The sequence below is a fragment of the Microbacterium sp. Leaf161 genome, assembly GCF_001423645.1.
Taxonomy (GTDB): Bacteria; Actinomycetota; Actinomycetes; order Actinomycetales; family Microbacteriaceae; genus Microbacterium; species Microbacterium forte.
Map to the genome: position 1 here is coordinate 804,836 of NZ_LMOW01000001.1, position 17,738 is coordinate 822,573.

A 17,738-nucleotide genomic window follows, 5' to 3' on the forward strand; every position below is an offset into this window, starting at 1 on the left:
GTCACACCAGCCTGTTCTGCACGAGGTAGTCGACGAGCTTCTCGGCGGCATCGCCCTCATCGACGATCTTCACGCCGGCCGCACGAGGCGGCTTCTCGGCGACCGAGGTCATGATCGTGCGGGGAGCCGCGCCCGGGTCGGCCGAGACGCCGAGGTCGTCGAGGGTCAGGACCTCGAGCGGCTTCTTCTTCGCCGCCATGATGCCCTTGAAATTCGGGAAGCGCGCGTCGGGCAGCGCCTCGGTGATCGAGATGACGGCGGGAAGGGATGCCGAGATCGGCTGCGCTCCGGCATCCGCCCCTCGCGTGCCCGTGATGCCCTCAGCCGTGATCTCGACGCTCGTGAGCGCGGTCGCGTGCGCCCAGCCGAGGTGCTCGGCGAGCATCGCGGCCATCACTCCGCCCGAACCGTCGGTCGACAGGTTGCCGGTGATCACCAGGTCGGGTGCGCCGCGGCGGATCGCCGCCGCCAGAGTCTCTGCGGTGAGCCCGAGGTCGGCCCCGGCGAGCTGCTCGTCGGCGATGTGCACGGCCGAGCCTGCGCCGATCGCGAGCGCCCGTCGCACCGACGCCGTCGAGCCACCGGGAGCCATCGCCACGGCGACGACCTCGGTGTCCTCGTTCTTGTCGGCGTGGCTCAGCGCGACCTCGAGCGCACGCTCGGTGATCTCATCGAGAACGACGTCGCCGGCACCGCGCTCGGCGAGTCCTGTCTCGAGATTCAGCTTGCGGTCGCCGTAGGTGTCCGGCACCTCTTTGACCAAGACGAAGATCTTCATCGATTGCTCCTCACGACTGCGTCGATTCTAGTCCCCTGATACCGAGTCCCACCCGATGAGCGACTGAGAACCAGGCGCCGTCCCGGCGGGCGCATCCCCGGAGTCCCGTCCCGATGCCCTACCGTAGAACCGTGGTCCGACCCCGCCCTCTGCCTGTCGATCCGCTCGCCGAGGCGAAGCGGCAATGGCTCGCGCACGGGTGGTCGGATGCCGCCGACGGCATGACCGTCGTCACGTCGGTGATGCGGGCCCAGCAGCTGCTGCTCGCCAGGGTGGATGCCGCGCTCAAGCCCTTCGCGCTGAGCTTCGCCCGCTACGAGATGCTGCGCCTGCTGGCGTTCAGTCGCTCGGGCCGCCTGCCGCTGTCGAGCGTGGTCGCCCGACTCCAGGTGCATGCGACGACCGTCACGAGCACGGCCGAGCGCCTGGTGCGTGACGGGCTGATCGTGCGCGAGCCGCACCCGTACGACGGCCGTGCGGCCCTGCTCGCCCTCACCGAGGCCGGTCGCGAACTCGTCGACCGTGCGACCGTCGCATTGAACGATGACGTCTTCGCCGACCCGGGCATCAGCAAGGCCGACGCCGCCGAGCTCGTTGCGATCGTGGCGCGGATGCGCAGGGCCGCCGGAGACTTCAGCGACCCGAAGCCGCAGCCGGACGCGCTCTGACGTGTCCGAGTTCGTGCTCGAGCGCGTGATCGACGCTCCGCGCGCGACGGTCTTCGCCGTGGCGCTCGACCCCGGGCTGCATCTGCGGTCGATGGCGCGGTACGGCGAGACGATGGTCGAGTCCCCGGCGGGCGGCGTGTTCAGCGAAGGGTCGACCGTCACCTGGCGGGCGCGGCACTTCGGCATCCCGTTCCGTCTGCGGTCGGTCGTGTATGACATCGACCCGCCGCGCGGGTTCCGTGACCGGCAGCTCTCGGGACCCTTCGGCGCGTTCTGGCACGAGCATGTGTTCGAGGAGCACCCGCGGGGCACGCTGATGCGCGACACGATCCGGTTCCATTCGCCGTTCGGCCCGATCGGTCGGCTGGTCGACCGGCTCGTGCTTCGCGAGTACATGCGACGCCTGATCGAGCAGCGCAACGACCAGCTGACCGCAGAGGCGGAAGCAGAGGGGCGCGGGCGTACACTGCCCGCATGAGCGAACTGCGCCTGCACACGACTCTCGAAGGCCGCGGCCCGGCCGCCGCGATCATCCTCACCGACGAGCAGGTCGCCTCGTTCGGGACCGGCAAGACCTTTCCGGTCGCCGTGACGATCGACGGACGCACAGCCCGGCTGCGACTGGCCCGCATGGGCGGGCAGAACATGATCGGGTTCAGCAGAGCCGTCCGAGCCGACCTGGGGGTCGAGATCGACCAGGAGGTCGATGCCGTCATCCGTCTCGATGCCGCCGAGCGCGAGGTCGAGATCCCGCCGGCCCTTGCCGCAGCCCTCGACACCGACCCTGCGCTGCGGTCTGCCTTCGATGCCCTGTCGTACTCCGTGCGCAAAGAGCATGCCCGCACGGTGGCCGAGGCGAAGCAGGACGCGACCCGAGACCGCCGCGTCGTGAAGATCGTCGAGGCGCTGCGCGGCTGAACCGCCCGCCGCCGCTCGTTCACAACTCAGCATCAACCGCTGACGGGCGTGCCGGATCGGCACCGGCGGGCCGATCCGGCGCCATCCATGCTGAGTTGTGAACCACGAAACCGCTCCGCTCTCGCGGAATTCAGCGGTTGCGGAAGTCGGGCGCACGCTTCTCCCGGAAGGCCGACATGCCTTCCTTCTGATCCTCGGTGTCGAAGAGGGCGGCGAACGCCTTCTTCTCATGAGCCAGACCGTCGGCGAGCGTCGTCTCCATCGCGGCGTCGAGCGCGGCCTTCGCGGCGAACACCGACGGCAGCGACTTCGACGCGATCGTCTCGGCCAGCTTCGTCGCCTCTTCGAGCAGCTCGGATGCCGGCACCACCCGTGAGACGAGCCCAGAGCGCTCCGCCTCCTCGGCGCCCATGAAGCGGCCGGACAGCACCAGCTCTGCCGCCTTGTAGTAGCCGACGGCGCGGATCAGGCGCTGCGTGCCGCCCATGCCGGGGATGACGCCGAGATTGATCTCGGGCTGGCCGAACTTGGCGGTATCGGCGGCGAGGATGATGTCGCACATCATCGCGAGCTCGCATCCTCCCCCGAGCGCGAAACCCGAGACGGCGGCGATCACCGGGGTGCGCACCGCGGCGAACTCGTGCCAGACGCCGAAGTGATCGGTCTCGAGCATCTCGGCGGCCGACATCGATTCCATCTCCTTGATGTCGGCACCCGCGGCGAACGCCTTCTCCGACCCGGTGACGACGATCGCGCCCACGCCATCGTCGCCGTCGAACGCCACCGCCGCAGCCGTGACCTCCTCGGCGAGGCGGCTGTTCAGCGCGTTGAGGGCCTCGGGACGGTTGAGGGTGATCCACCCGACCCGTCCGCGCTGCTCGACCAGGATCGTCTCGTACTCGGTCATCGTGAAACCCTCTCCGTCGTGGTCATCTCAGTATGTCGCGAGTGCGTCACACAGAGCCGTGGCGGATGTCGGTGATGATGCCCGAGAAGTCGCGGGTCGCGCCGTCTCCTGAGGCGAATGCCGCGTAGAGCTGCTGTGCGAGACGACCCATCTGCGCACGGGTCGACGTCTGCTCGATCGCCTGCAGCGCGAGGCCGAGGTCCTTCGCCATGAGGGCACCGGCGAATCCGGGCTGGTAGTCGCGGTTCGCCGGGCTCGTCGGCACCGGCCCCGGCACGGGGCAGTTGGTCGTGATCGACCAGCACTGACCGGATGCCTGCGAGACCACGTCGAACAGCGCCTGATGCTCGAGCCCCAGCCGCTCGCCGAGCACGAACGCCTCGGCGACCGCGATCTGCGACACCGCGAGGATCATGTTGTTGCAGACCTTCGCCGCCTGCCCGAGTCCGGGGCCACCACAGTGCACGATGCGCTTTCCCATGGCCTCGAGCAGCGGCAGCGCGGCCGCGAAGTCGTCGTCGGAACCGCCGACCATGAAGGCGAGTGTGCCGTTCTCGGCGCCCACGACACCGCCCGACACGGGGGCGTCGACGTTGCGATGCCCCGCGGCGAGCGCCAGCGCATGCGCCGCACGGGCCTCATCCACCGCGATCGTCGACGACTCGATGAAGAGGGTGTTCGGGCGGGCGGCGGCCAGCAGCTCGGTGCGGTAGGCGTCGATCACATGCCTTCCGGCGGGGAACATCGTGATCACCACGTCGGCGTCGCGCACGGCATCCGCTCCGCTCGCTGCGACCGGGATGCCGGCGGCCTGCGCCGCCTCGACCGCAGCCGGCACCACGTCGAACCCGTGCACCTCGTGCCCCGCCGCGACCAGATTCTTCGCCATGGGCAGGCCCATGTGGCCGAGCCCGAGGAAAGCGATCACGGTCTTCGACGACTCGGTCATGACGCGCTCCGCATCCGGTCTCCGCCGCTCCGCTGGAGCGACGCCGACCCCGCGGGTCGGAGCATCTCGCGGCCGACGATCAGGCGCATGATCTCGTTGGTGCCCTCGAGGATCTGATGCACCCGCAGGTCGCGCACGACCCTCTCGATGCCGTAGTCCTGCAGATAGCCGTAGCCGCCGTGCAGCTGCAGCGCGCGGTTGGCGACGTCGAATCCGGCATCCGTCGCGAAGCGCTTGGCCATGGCGCAGCGCATCGTCGCGTCCGGTGCCTGCTCGTCGACCGCCAGCGCGCCGTCTCGCACCATGAGGCGGGCGGCCTGCAGGTCGGTGCGCATGTCGGCGATCGCGAACATGATCGACTGCTTCTCGGCCAGCGGCTCGCCGAATGCGACGCGCTCGTGCACGTACTGCACCGCACGGTCGAGGGCCCACTGCGCACCGCCGAGCGAGCAGGCCGCGATGTTGAGACGGCCGCCGTTGAGCGCCGACATCGCGATCGCGAAACCTCGTCCCTCGTCGCCGAGCATTCCGGATGCCGGGATGCGCACGCCGTCGAGGATCACCTGGCGGGTCGGCTGCGCGTGCCAGCCCATCTTCTTCTCAGGCGCCCCGAAGCTGAGGCCCTCGGCGTCTCCGGGCACCAGGAAGGCGCTGATGCCGCGGGCACCGGGCTCGCCGGTGCGCGCCATGACCACGTAGACCGCGGCCTCGCCGGCGCCCGAGATGAACTGCTTCACGCCCGTGAGCAGGTAGTCGTCTCCGTCGCGCACCGCACTCGTGGCCACGTTCGCGGCATCCGATCCGACGCCCGGCTCGGTCAGGCAGTACCCGCCGAACTCCTGCATCGCGGTGAGCGCGGGCAGCCACCGGCCGCGCTGCGCGTCGTCGCCGTAGGTGTCGATCATCCAGACCACCATGTTGTGGATCGAGATGTAGGCGGCGACCGCGGGGTCGCCCTTGGCGAGCTCCTCGAAGATCGCGACCGTGTCGGAGCGGCTGAGGCCGGTGCCGCCGAAGTCCTCACGCACGTAGATGCCACCGAGACCGAGTTCGCCCGCCTTGCCCAGTGACTCCCGGGGGAAGATGTGCTTCTCGTCGCGCTCGGCTGCGAACGGCGCGAGCTCGGTGTCGGCGAACTCGCGGACGGCGTCGAGAATGGCCTCGCGCTCTTCGGCGGTGGTGGTGACGGTGGTCATGGTCATGTCATCTCCTGGGGTCGTGCGTTTCGTCTCGGGCGGCTTCGCCGGCCTCGCTCAACGAACAAGAATCGTCAGTGCATGGTGGGGATCACGAAGCTCGCGCCGTCGCGGATCCCCGCAGACGGCCAGCGGCTCGTGACGGTCTTGGTCTTCGTGTAGAAGCGGAAGGCGTCGGCGCCGTGCTGGTTGAGGTCGCCGAATCCGCTGCGCTTCCAGCCGCCGAACGTGTAATAGGCGATCGGCACGGGGATCGGCACGTTCACGCCCACCATGCCGACCTCGACGCGAGCGGCGAAGTCGCGGGCGGCATCGCCGTCGCGGGTGAAGATCGCGACTCCGTTGCCGTATTCGTGCTCGGATGCCATGCGCAGCGCCTCCTCGTAGTCGGCCGCCCTGGCGATCACGAGCACCGGGCCGAAGATCTCCTCGCGGTAGATCGCCATGTCGGTGGTGACGTGGTCGAACAGCGTCGGGCCGAGATAGAAGCCCTGCTCGTGCCCGGGCACGGAGAATCCGCGCCCGTCGGCGAGAAGCGTCGCGCCCTCGTCGACGCCCTGCTGGATATAGCCCTCGACCCGCTCGACGGCAGCGCGCGTGACCAGCGGTCCGTAGTCGACGTCTGCTGCGAGCGACGGTCCGATGCGCAGCTGCGCCACACGCTCGGTGAGCTTGGCGGCGAGAGCGTCTGCGGTCTCCTGCCCCACCGGCACCGCGACCGAGATCGCCATGCAGCGCTCGCCCGCCGAGCCGTAGCCCGAGCCGATTAGCGCATCGACGGCCTGGTCGAGATCGGCGTCGGGCATCACGATCATGTGGTTCTTGGCACCGCCGAAGCACTGCGCCCGCTTGCCGTGCGTGGCGGCCGTCGAGTAGATGTACTCGGCGATCGGGGTCGAGCCGACGAAGCCGACGGCCCGGATGCGGTCGTCGGTCAGCAGGGCATCGACGGCCTCCTTGTCTCCGTGCACGACGTTGAGGACGCCGGCGGGGAGTCCTGCCTCGAGGAACAGCTCGGCGATGCGCACAGGCACCGAGGGATCGCGCTCGCTGGGCTTGAGCACCACTGCATTGCCGGCGGCGAGCGCGGGGCCCGCCTTCCACAGCGGGATCATGGCGGGGAAGTTGAAGGGGGTGATCGCGGCGACGACGCCGAGGGGCTGCCGCATCGAGTACACGTCGATGCCCGCACCCGCGCCGGTCGAGTATTCGCCCTTGAGCAGGTGCGGAGCCCCCGCGGAGAACTCGATGACCTCGAGGCCCCGCTGGATGTCGCCCTTCGCGTCGTCGACGGTCTTGCCGTGCTCGCTCGCGAGCAGCTCGGCGAGCGACTGCATCTCGCGCTGCACCAGATCGAGGAATCGCAGCAGCACGCGAGCGCGCTTCTGGGGGTTCGTCGCGGCCCACTCGACCTGCGCGGCCTCGGCGTTCGCGATCACGTCGGCGACCTCGCCGGCGGAAGCCAACGGCACGCGCGCCTGGACGGACCCGGTACTGGGATCGAAGACGTCGGCGAAGCGGCCTCCCTCTGGGGTGAGGTGCTTTCCGCCTACGAAGTGGGGAATGGTACGAGTCATTGTGCGATGTCCCTTCGCGCCGTCGTTGGCACTATGACGATGGTACTTCGGCATCCGTCGATTTGCTAGGGCGTCCTTGTATCACGAGTCCCGGTGCTCGTGCTTTCAAGGAAAGCGCTTCCCGAGTAGGGTCGTCAGGACCGGTCATCGACCTCGACCCTGGAGACCCATGCACTACGGCGCCGACTACAACCCCGAGCAGTGGCCACGAGAGGTGTGGCCCGAAGATGTGCGGCTCATGCGCGAGGCGGGCGTGACGATGGTGAGCCTCGGCATCTTCTCGTGGTCGCGCATCCAGCCCGCCGAGGGCGAGTTCGACTGGGAGTGGCTCGACGAGATCATCGGGCTGCTGCACGAGGGCGGCATCCAGGTCGACCTCGCCACCGCCACCGCCTCCCCTCCTCCGTGGGCCACGACCACCTACCCCGAGATGCTGCCCCAGGATGCCGACGGCTCGACCTTCTGGCCGGGCAGCCGACAGGCCTTCGCCCCCTCGTCACCGGTGTACCGCCGCCTCGCCGCCGAGCTGGTCACGGCGCTCGCCGAGCGCTATGCGCATCATCCGGCCGTCGTGCTGTGGCACGTCAACAACGAGTACGGCTGCCATCTGCACTACGACTACTCCGACTCGGCACGCGACGCCTTCCGGCTGTGGCTGCAGCGCAAGTACTCGACGATCGACGCCCTCAACCATGCGTGGGGCACCGACTTCTGGTCGCAGCGCTACACGGCGTTCGAGCAGATCCTGCCGCCGCGCAAGGCGCCGTACAGCATCAATCCGACGAGCGTGCTCGACTTCAAGCGATTCACCTCGGACACCCTGCTCGAGCTCTACGTGATGGAACGCGACATCATCCGCGCCTCGGGTGCCACCCAGCCGATCACCACGAACTTCATGGGCGCGTTCCCGCCGGCCGACTACTGGAAGTGGGCGGCCGAGGTCGATGTGATCAGCGACGACAACTACCCCGACCCCAACGACCCCGAGTCGTTCCGCGGGGCGGCGTTCGCCCGCGAACTGATGCGCGGCCTGAAGCCCGGCGTGCCGTGGATCCTCACCGAGCAGTCGACGAACGCCCTGAACTGGCGACCGACGAACGCCCCGAAAGCACCGGGCCAGATGGCGGCGATCAGTGCCCAGGCGGTCGGCCGAGGCGCCGACGGCATCATGTTCTTCCAATGGCGGCAATCACGTCGGGGCAGCGAGAAGTTCCACTCGGCGATGGTTCCGCAGGCGGGGCTCGACACCCGCACCTGGCGCGAGGTCGTCGAACTCGGGGGTCAGCTCGCCCAGCTGCCCGACCTGCCGGACGTCTCTTCAGGCGCGAGGATCGCGCTCGTCTTCGACTGGGAGAACTGGTGGGCCATCGACGGCCGCGACCATCCGATCGCGCTCGACTACCTCACACTCGCGCACCGCTGGCATGCGGCACTGCACAGACAGAACCTCGCGGTCGACATGGTGAACACCACGAGCGACCTCAGCGCGTACTCGCTCGTGGTCGCACCGCAGCAGTACCTGCTCGGCGACGAGGGCGCAGCCAATCTGTCCGCCTACGTCGAGCAGGGCGGGAACCTCTTCGTCTCGGCGTTCAGTGACGTGGTCGACCAGGACGACGCGTTCCGCGAGGGCGGGTTCATCGTCTCGCTGCGGGATGTTCTCGGAGTCGCGCTCGAGGACTTCGGGGCGCTCGTGCCGCCCGAGTCCGTGCGCTCGGCGGATTCGGCCGGAGAGGTCGCGAGCCACGCCGTGCCCGACGGGCCCGGCCAGTCGGAGGCACCGCTCGACGGACCAGCGGGCCGGATCATCGGGCAGTACTTCGCGGAAGAGCTGATCGTGCAGGATGCCGAGGTGCTCGGCCGCTTCACCGAGGGTCGCACCGCGGGGCGCGCGGCCTTCACTCGCAAGCGGGCAGGGGCGGGGAACGGCTTCTACCTCGCGACGATCCCGGACGATGCGGGCATGGCAGCCGTGCTGGGCTGGCTCGCCGCCGAAGCCGGAGTGGCGGCCGAGATCCCCGGGCTGCCCGAGCACATCGAGGTCGCGCGCCGCGGCGGCATCCTTACCGTCATCAACCACAGCGCCGAGCCGTTCGCCGTCGACGTGCCGGGCACCGATGTGCTCACCGGTTCGACCGATGCACGCCGCGAACTCGGCGCGTTCGGGTGGACACTCGTAGACACGGGCGACTCGCCGTCATCGCAGCACTCACAGAAGGAGGACAGCTGATGCAGTACACACGTCTCGGACGAGCAGGCGCCCGCGTGAGCCGCCTGGCTCTCGGCACCATGAACTTCGGTCCCGTGATCGACGAAGAGGCCTCGCGCGCCATCCTGGACCGCGCGACCGAGGTCGGCATCGACTTCATCGACACCGCCGACGTCTACGGCGGCGGGAGGTGGGGCGACCACCCCGGACAGTCGGAGGAGATCCTCGGGCGCTGGATGAAGGACCGCGACAACCGCGACGACCTGATCGTCGCGACCAAGGTGTTCGGCGTGATGGGCCCATGATCGAACGATCGGGGGCTGTCGGCTGTGCACATCCGCGCCTCGGTCGACGACTCGCTGCGGCGGCTCGGCACCGACCGCATCGACCTGTATCAGATGCACCACATCGACCGCGACGTGCCTCTCGACGAGACACTCAGCGCCTTCGCGACGCTGCGCGAGCAGGGCAAGATCGTCTACCTCGGCAGCTCGAACTTCGCCGGCTGGCACCTTGCGCGCGTGCACGAGATCGCGGCGGCCGCTGGCTATCCGGCCCCCGTCACAGAGCAGTCGCTCTACAACCTCACCGAGCGCACCGTCGAGCTCGAGGTCGTGCCCGCCGCGGAGCAGTACGGCATGGGGCTGCTGCCCTGGTCACCGCTCGCCAGCGGACAGCTCGGAGGCGTGCTGCAGAAGACCGATCGCTCCCGGTCGAGCCTCGACGCTCTCGGCGACCGACGTCCTGCGATCGAACGCTACGAGGCGTTCTGCGCCGAGCTCGGCATCCGCCCCGGTGTCGTGGCGATCGCCTGGCTGCTGCACCAGCCGGCGGTGACGGCGCCCGTGATCGGCCCACGGACGATCGACCAGCTCGATTCAGCTGTCGAGGCGCTCGACGTGACCCTCGATGCCGACACGCTCGCCGAGATCGACCGCATCTGGCCGGGGCCCGGCGGACCCGCCCCCGAGGCCTACGCCTGGTAGCGCGCACGAAGACCGGATGCCGGGGCCATGCGTCCCGGCATCCAGTCTCGTCGTGCTAGTAGACGATCACGGGCAGACTGCGCGAACCGCGGGAGTCCTGCCACGGTTCCGTGCCGTCGAACCGCACCGTGAGCAGGTGGATCCCCCGACCGAGCTTCGGCACCGAGACGGTGGCCTTGCCCTTGTCGGCCGGCGTCAGCTCGACCGTCGCGACGACCTTGCCGCGGTCGTGCACCGTCAGCGTGCCCACCGGGGCGCTGCCGTCGTCGGCGGTGACGGCCACCTTCACGGTCGCGCTCTTGCCCGCCTTCACGAGAACATCCGACGAGGCACGCACCCGAGTGTCGATCGGCTGCACCTGGTCGTCGACGAGCACGGCGACCGAGCGGGCGGGGATCGTCACGCTGCCGGTCGCGGCGTCCCAGGTGGTGGTCTTGACCACGGCATCGGCTCCGTTCGCCTGGGCCGGCGTCAGCGTGAACGAGCGCCCGGCCAAGCCGGTCACCGTCTGCGTGACCGGCGAAGGTGAGGAGTTGAACGCGACGAGTGCTCCGTCGAGCTCAGCGTCGGCATCGGGACCTGCCAGATCGTCGATCTGCATGAGGATCACGCCCGGCGCTGCGGCCGCTCCGCCGTTCGGGAACGTGACCTTCTGCCGGATCAGCTCGGCCGAGCCGAGACGCAGCAGGTCGACCTCGTCGCGGATTCGCAGCAGATCGAGAGCGGACGCCTCGGCTGCGGCCATGTCGGCGGGAGCCGGCTTGAGCGCGGGGTCGGCGAGCAGCGGCGCCATGATCGGCCACTTCTCTTCATTGTCTGCCGCTGTCGGGAGCCCGGAGCCGAAGGTCGACTCCTGACCCGTCCAATCGATGCGGTTGAACCAGTCGCCCGAGTTGTAGCTGTTGCGATCGAGGGACTTCGACCGCAGCAACTCGGTGCCGGCGTGCCAGAACGATGGAGACTGCGAGAGCGTCACGGTCGCGAGCTCCAGCGTGTTCATGCGCACGCGGTCGGCCATCGGGGTGTCCACCGGCAGCTTGAGCACTGAGAGGTCGTAGAGCGTCTCGTTGTCGTGCGCGTCGACGTAGTTGATCGTCTCGTCCGGCTGGTCGGCATAGCCCGCCGCCGAGCCGCGGTAGTCGATGGCCTCTCCGGCCGTCACTGCGCCGTCGCTCGTCGTGAACGAGAAGTCGCGCAGATTGCCCGCGAGCCCGAGCTTGACCAGATCGGTCTCGTGCCCGAGGTCGGCGAGCGCCTGCTCGACGGTGCCGTTGATCGGATCGCCGTTCGGATCGGTTCCCAGACCCGTGCCGAACCCCTGGCGGAACGTCGACGAGGCATCGACCGGGCTGCCGCCGTGCACGGCATCGCGCAGCCGGTCGTTGAACGTCCCGATGCCCGTGCCTCCGAGCTGCCCCTGCGTGGCCTGCTCGAACAGGGCGTTGTCGGCGACCTCGCCGAAGTTCCAGCCCTCGCCGTACAGGTGGATCGCGGATCCGTCGACGCCGTCCTTCTTGAGGGTGAGCGCGTCGAGCGCGTCACGGATGGCCTGCATGTTCGTCGTCGAGTGGTGCCCCATGAGGTCGAACCGGAAGCCGTCGACCTTGTAGTCGCGCGCCCAGGTCACGATCGAGTCGACCATGAGCTTCTGCGCGGCGAGGTGCTCGGTCGCGACGTTCTGGCAGCACGTCGAGGTCTCGACGCCGCCCGCCGCGTTGAGCCGGTGGTAATAGCCCGGAACCACCTGGTCGAGCACAGACTTCTCGGCCTGACCGGATGCCGCGGTGTGGTTGAACACCTCGTCGAGCACCACCTGCAGGTCCATGTCGTGCAGCGCACCGACCATCGACCGGAACTCGCTGACCCTCGCCCCGCCGTCGGCGTCGACCGCGTACGAGCCCTCGGGCGTCGAGTAGTGGTACGGGTCGTAGCCCCAGTTGAATCCGTCGGCATCGGCGACGGCCTGGATGCACGCCTGCTGCGCCGGATCGGCGGGGCCGAACGAGGCGAGGTCGCAGTCAGGCACCGCCTGGGCCGCTCTGTCCTCCTCGATCGACGCGATGTCGAACGAGGGCAGCAGGTGCACGGTGTTGATGCCGGCATCCGCGAGCTGCGTGAGCTGGTCGGTGCCCGCGCTGTCGCGGGTGAAGGCGAGGTAGGTGCCTCGCTCCGCGGCCGGAACCGTCTCGTCGCTGATCGAGAAGTCCCTGATGTGCAGCTCGTAGATCGCGCGGTCGACCGCTCGCTCCACGATCGGCGACTTGGTCTTCTGCCACTGCTTCGGCTGCCAGGCCTTGTCGTCGAGATCGATGGCGACCGAACGCCGCGAGTTCAGCGTGAGGGCGATCGAGTACGGGTCGGTGACCTGGTTCGTCTCGATGGCCCCGATGGTCGGAGCGTAGACGACGACCTCCCAGAGGTACTCGTCGCCCTTGAGGTCCTTCTTGCCCTTCACCGACCACACACCCGAGGCGGCATCCCATGTGGCCTCGTGGCGCACCGGGTCGCCCTCGGCGCCCTCGTCCCAGGAGAGCAGCGTCGCGCTCTGGGCAGTCGGCGCCCACAGTCCGAACGTCGGGTTCTTTCCCGAGAACGTCACACCGAGATCGACATCGTCGAGGGCAGCGGCATAGACGTCGTCGAGCACACCCGCGATCTGCACGCCGCTGAACGCGGTGAGCGCTCCAGCCTCGTCACGCTGGGCGACCGCGAGCTGCGTGCGCAGCAGCGCCGCAGCATCCGCATCGGGCACCCGCAGCGCGAGGTAGCCGTCGAGCGCCGGGAAGCGGCCGAGCTGCTCGTCGGTCAGGCCGCCCTCGATCACGTCGAGCGCGATCGGATCTGCTCCCGCGACCTCGCCGTCGACCACGGCGAGTGACGCGTCTGCCGAGGAATAGAGCTGGAAGGCCGCCCTCTCGACGGACCCGAGCGTGGCCGGCCACGCGATCGTCTCGGCATCGACCCAGTGCGCGCGCTGCTCGCCGACGCCGGGGAGCTGCGGGGTGTCGCTGCCGACCTCGAGCACGTGCGTCGCCAGCGTGTAGCGGAACGACGTCACCGTGCCCTCGGTGGCGCTGAACGAGATGTTCGCGCCGCCCGGCACTCCGTCGGCGCCGTAGTTCTCGGCCCAGCTCAGACCGTGCGCGACCTTGAGCTCATAAGCGCCGGTCGGCAGATCCGCCGTCGAGAACTCGTAGACGCCGTCGCGATCGCCGTCGGCCATCAGGGTGCCGAGGCAGTCGGGCGACCAGTCGGCCGCACACCCGAGCTCGTCCTGCAGAGAGCCGGGCAGCGTCACGATGGGGCCGTCTGCCGTGGACTGCACGATGTTCGTGCGCGGGTCGAAGTAGAAGGTGATCGGCCCGCCCGCATGGGTGAGAGTGACGTTCGCGCCGTCCGGCACACCGTTCGCTCCATAGTTGATCGCCCAGCTGCCGTTCACCGCGGCCTTGTACTCGTAGTCGCCCGCCGGCAGGTCGAAGGCCCCCTCCCACACGCCGTCGGCACGAAGGGTCAGCTTGGCCTTCTCACACGCCGGATCCCAGTCGCCCGCGCAGCCCATCTCGGAGTTGAGGCTGCCTGGCACCGTCACCATGTCGATCGGCGACTCGGGCTCCTCGCCCACTTCGAGCGTCACCGCGTTGCCGACCGAGGCATAGGTCGAGGCGGCGGCGTGATTGCCGGCGGCGTCGGTCGTCACCGCCCGATACTCGAGGAGCGTGCCGTTCGCGAGATCGCGGATGTCGTGGAAGACACGCGGATCGGTGTCCTCTGCCGTGCCCAGGGCCTGCCACTCGTCAGAGCCGACGACGCGCCAGGCGAAGCTGGTCTGCGCCCACTGGTCGGCGATGTCGGCCTGCACGGCGGACTGGCCCGAGACGCCGGCACCGGCTGCCGGCGCGGACACCGAGACGGATGCCGCCTCGGTCGGCGCCGTGACGGTGGAGTCGGCCTTCCAGACCACGGCCGACAGGGCCGGCACCGTGATCGAGGCGGCGGCGCCGGCATCCGTGGTGAGGGGTGCGGCGTCACCGTAGAGCACCTCGTAGGAGGCGTCGGCGGTCAGCGTCGCGAGGTCGACCGTCTGCGCGGTCGCGGCGTTGTTCACCGCGACCAGGTGCTCGACCTTGTCGTCGGCATCCACCCGCGAGAAGGCGTAGACGCCTACGCCGGACGCCGCGTAGCGCTCGATCTGCGCGCCCTCGCCGAGAGCCGGGTTCGACTCGCGGAGCTCTGACAGCGCGGCGATGTGCTCGTAGAGCGCGGCATCCGTCGCGTAGCGGTCGACGGAGCCTGCCTGCTCGCCGGTGATGAGGTTCTGGTCCGCGTACTCGGCCACCTGGGTGGCGAACAGCGACTGCCTGGCGTTCTTGTCGCCGCCGGCGCCCGTGAAGCCCTGCTCGTCGCCGTAGTAGACGACGGGCTGGCCGCGGGTGAGGAACATGAGCTCGTGCGCCAGCTCGTCGCGCTGCAGCGGAGCATCCGTCGACTGCAGGAAGGATCCGACCCGCCCCATGTCGTGGTTGCCGAGGAACGTGGGCAGGGCGGTCGACGACGAATCGGGTGTCGTGTAGCGGTCGTCGCCCGCGAAGAGGGACTGCAGGCCCTTGGCCGAGTTGCCGGACGCATAGCTGACGGCGGAGGACTGGAAGGTGAAGTCGAGGATCGAGTTCATGTCGGTGTCGCGCACGTAGGGCGCGAGCTTCACCGGATCGGCGTCGTAGACCTCGCCGAACATGAAGAAGTCGTCGTTGCCCTGCTCGTGCGCATAGTCGAGGACGTCGGCTGTCCACTTCTCCCAGAACTCGAAGTTCACGTGCTTGACGGTGTCGATGCGGAAGCCGTCGATGCCCAGGTCGATCCACTTGTCGTACACCTCGACGAAGCCGTTGACGACGGTCGGGTGCTCGGTCATCAGGTCGTCGAGTCCGTCGAAGTCGCCGTAGGTGACCGACTCGCCCGACCAGGTCGAGTTGCCGCGGTTGTGATACAGCGAGGGGTCGTTCAGCCAGGCGGGCACCTTGACGTCGGTCTCACTGTCGACGACCACCGGCGTATAGGGGAAGCTCGTCGCCGGGTCGAGCTCGGGGAATCCGCCGGTGCCCGCGTGGTCGGCCGGGTCGAACGCCGTGCCCGCGGCATCCGTGTAGGGACTCGTCGCCTGGTCGATGTAGGAGTACTGGCCCTCGGCGTAGTCGATCACGTCGGCGGTGTGGTTGGTGATGATGTCGAAGTACACCTTGATGCCGCGGGCGTGCGCGTCGGCGATCAACGCCTGCAGCTCCTCGTTGGTGCCGAGGTGGGGATCGATGCGCGTGAAGTCGGTGATCCAGTAGCCGTGGTACCCGGCCGAGGCGTTCGCGCCCTCGCCCTGCACCGGCTTGTTGGCGAAGCTGGGCGTCAGCCAGATCGCCGAGGTGCCGAGGCCTTCGATGTAGTCGAGGTTGTCGCGGATGCCGGCGATGTCGCCGCCCTGGTAGAAGCCCTTGTCGGTGGGGTCGAACCCGGTGGTGAGCCGATCGCCCTCGAGGCCGCCGGCGTCGTTGGAGGTGTCGCCGTTCGCGAAGCGATCCGTCATCACGAAGTAGAACTGCTCGCCGGCTCCTGCCTGACGTGCCGGGCTCTCGACCAGCGCGTCGTCGTCTGCCGTGTAGCCGCCGCGCAACTCGGTCGCCTCGAGACCCACCCGCTTGAGGGTGTCGTCGAACGTGAAGCGCAGGGTCGTCGGGCCCGCGACCGTGAGGGGGATGTCGTCGGCGCCGCCGTCGAGGCCGTACGCCTCGTCCCAGCCGTCGTTCAGCGCGACCTTGTACTGCCAGGTGCCAGCCGGCACCTCGAACTCGGCGGAGTAGACCCCCTCGGCGCCCGTGGGTTCGAGCTCGGTCTCGGCGCAGTCGGGCGCCCAGTCGGCAGCGCAGCCGAGTTCGGACTGCAGCGATCCCACGAGGGCCACGGTTCGATCGGCGGCGGAAGCGGGCGGCGCGCCCACGGTGCCGGCTGCACCGAACCCCGAGACGACGAGCGCGGCGGCGGCGAGAAGGGCGAGCGGACGTGAGGCGGTCGTCTTCGACCGAGCCGGCTTGAACAAGTGATGCTCCCTGGGTGACGGGCGGACACGACGACGTGTCCGAAGGCTTGCGAGTGAAGCTAGCAGGGCGTCGCTCCGGACTGCAAGCGCTTGCAGGAGTGCTGTGGCGAAAAGTCAGGGGTGCGCGGGGCGGCGCTGGTCGAAAGTCGCAAACGCTTCCAGAGTGGGGAATCTCGGACGATGAGGATTTCTCGCCGCGTTCACCGTCCGGACACCTTCGCCGACTACAACTGCACATGCGCGGACACAGACTCAGACCGGATCGGGTAGTCACGTCATCCGCGCCTACGGTGAGCGTCTGCTCCCGAAGAGACCCCCGCCGAATCGGGTCGGCGGGGGTCTTCTCTGTCTTGCTGTCTGGCCTTCGAATCGCGTGAATGACCCCATTTCGACGGAATTTCGGGTCATTTGCGCGATTCGAAGGCCCCTGGTTGTGGACAACACGATCAGGCTGTCGGAATCATGTCACCGTGGCGCCATGGGACGAACGCAGAAGCTTCCAGATGAATGCGGCGACGGATTCCCGGTCCGAATCGCTCGCCTGAACGGGGTGAGCCGCAGTCGCCTTCGCGGTCGAGACCTGGAGGCGCCGTTCCACGGAGTGCGCATCCCCCGCGGAAGCACACCGTCTTTCCGCGACATCGAGGATCCATACGAACGGCAGCGACAGGCGAGGGTTCACCGCGCGCGCACCTATGCTCCAGGGCTGCACACGGGCCACTTCTTCAGCCACCAGACCGCAGCGTCGATCTGGGGTGCACCATTGCCGCTGGAGTTCACGGACGCAGACGAGATCGCGGGCTATACCGAGCTGCCCCTCCACGTCAGCGCCGCCGGATCGACCCCGTTCCCCCGAGCGGCCGGGATCAAGGGGCACCGGACCCTCGCGAGCCTCACTTCGATCAGCGATCAGGATGGCCTCCGGGTCACGTCCGCAGCCGCCACCTGGGTGTCACTGGGCACACTCCCCCTGCTCGATGTCGTGGCGCTCGGAGACTACCTGTGCCGGACGTGGCGGCAGGGTCGGGGCCGACCGTCGCCAGGCCGCCCGCCCCTCAGCACCGTCGAGGAGCTCCGAGCCTCGCTGGACGCCGGACGGCGCCGGGGCGCCGCGCGCCTCCGTACGGCGATCGATCTGATCCGAGAGGACTCCTGGTCGCCTCGAGAGACGAAGGTGCGATGCATCCTCATCACGGCTGGTCTCCCCGAACCCGAGCTCAATGTCGACCTCTTCGACGATCGCGGTCGCTTTCTCGGCTGCGTGGACATGGCCTATCGACACGAACGCGTCATCGTCGAATACCTCGGGATGCTGCACGGCGACAGGTGGGCGGCGGATGTGGAGCGCATCGCGGGTCTCCGCGCGGCCGGCTGGACGGTCATCGAGGTGACGTCACCCCTCCTGAAGAACCCGGAAGAGCTCGTGCGTCGTGTCGCCGCGGCTGTGCGGCACTGACCTGCT

Annotated in this window: 11 protein-coding genes and 1 pseudogene; 6 read left to right on the forward strand and 6 right to left on the reverse strand. The window is 68.8% G+C overall.

The window, feature by feature from the left end; translation table 11 throughout:
* Position 1: 1 nt before the first annotated feature.
* Positions 2-778: an electron transfer flavoprotein subunit beta/FixA family protein gene (locus tag ASF87_RS04025; protein ID WP_056374342.1), complete on the reverse strand. Its 777-nt coding sequence runs from the start codon at positions 776-778 to the stop codon at positions 2-4.
* A gap of 131 nt (positions 779-909) precedes the next feature.
* Here ASF87_RS04025 and ASF87_RS04030 point away from each other — a divergent pair, with 131 nt between their 5' ends.
* The 3 genes from ASF87_RS04030 to ASF87_RS04040 are packed head-to-tail and all read left to right on the forward strand — an operon-like array spanning position 910 to position 2,364.
* Positions 910-1,446 carry a MarR family winged helix-turn-helix transcriptional regulator gene (locus ASF87_RS04030; protein WP_082508750.1) on the forward strand — a complete coding sequence of 179 codons (537 nt, stop codon included), beginning with the start codon at positions 910-912 and terminating at the stop codon, positions 1,444-1,446.
* 1 nt (position 1,447) lies between these two features.
* Positions 1,448-1,924, forward strand: a complete 477-nt coding sequence (locus tag ASF87_RS04035) for an SRPBCC family protein (RefSeq protein WP_056374346.1) — start codon at positions 1,448-1,450, stop codon at positions 1,922-1,924.
* Positions 1,921-2,364 carry a YdeI/OmpD-associated family protein gene (locus ASF87_RS04040; protein WP_056374347.1) on the forward strand — a complete coding sequence of 148 codons (444 nt, stop codon included), beginning with the start codon at positions 1,921-1,923 and terminating at the stop codon, positions 2,362-2,364. The genes ASF87_RS04035 and ASF87_RS04040 overlap by 4 nt, the downstream gene beginning before the upstream one ends.
* 130 nt (positions 2,365-2,494) lie before the next feature.
* Here ASF87_RS04040 and ASF87_RS04045 read toward each other — a convergent pair whose 3' ends face one another.
* The 4 genes from ASF87_RS04045 to ASF87_RS04060 form a co-directional block, all read right to left on the reverse strand.
* Complete coding sequence (locus ASF87_RS04045) at positions 2,495-3,271, reverse strand: enoyl-CoA hydratase (protein ID WP_056374348.1); 777 nt, start codon at positions 3,269-3,271, stop codon at positions 2,495-2,497.
* 46 nt (positions 3,272-3,317) lie between these two features.
* Positions 3,318-4,220, reverse strand: coding sequence for a 3-hydroxyisobutyrate dehydrogenase (gene mmsB, locus ASF87_RS04050; protein WP_056374351.1), 903 nt, complete (start codon positions 4,218-4,220; stop codon positions 3,318-3,320).
* Complete coding sequence (locus tag ASF87_RS04055) at positions 4,217-5,422, reverse strand: acyl-CoA dehydrogenase family protein (protein ID WP_056374352.1); 1,206 nt, start codon at positions 5,420-5,422, stop codon at positions 4,217-4,219. Before ASF87_RS04055 ends, mmsB begins: the two co-directional genes overlap by 4 nt.
* Before the next feature lie 68 nt (positions 5,423-5,490).
* The gene (locus ASF87_RS04060; protein WP_056374354.1) at positions 5,491-6,993 is read right to left on the reverse strand and encodes a CoA-acylating methylmalonate-semialdehyde dehydrogenase; all 1,503 of its coding nucleotides are present in this window, start codon (positions 6,991-6,993) and stop codon (positions 5,491-5,493) included.
* A 169-nt stretch (positions 6,994-7,162) separates the two neighbouring features.
* Between ASF87_RS04060 and ASF87_RS04065 the strand changes: the two genes are divergently transcribed.
* Together ASF87_RS04065 and ASF87_RS04070 are read left to right on the forward strand one after the other, a co-directional pair.
* Complete coding sequence (locus tag ASF87_RS04065; protein WP_056374356.1) at positions 7,163-9,223, forward strand: beta-galactosidase; 2,061 nt, start codon at positions 7,163-7,165, stop codon at positions 9,221-9,223.
* Positions 9,223-10,188, forward strand: a pseudogene (locus ASF87_RS04070) (aldo/keto reductase). The gene ASF87_RS04065 and the pseudogene ASF87_RS04070 overlap by 1 nt, the downstream one beginning before the upstream one ends.
* A gap of 55 nt (positions 10,189-10,243) precedes the next feature.
* On the opposite strand, the gene pulA reads toward ASF87_RS04070, so the two are convergent.
* Complete coding sequence (gene pulA / locus ASF87_RS04075) at positions 10,244-16,276, reverse strand: pullulanase-type alpha-1,6-glucosidase (RefSeq protein ID WP_082508752.1); 6,033 nt, start codon at positions 16,274-16,276, stop codon at positions 10,244-10,246.
* 550 nt (positions 16,277-16,826) lie between these two features.
* Between pulA and ASF87_RS04080 the strand changes: the two genes are divergently transcribed.
* Positions 16,827-17,732: a DUF559 domain-containing protein gene (locus ASF87_RS04080; RefSeq protein WP_157549996.1), complete on the forward strand. Its 906-nt coding sequence runs from the start codon at positions 16,827-16,829 to the stop codon at positions 17,730-17,732.
* The last annotated feature ends 6 nt before the right edge of the window (positions 17,733-17,738 follow it).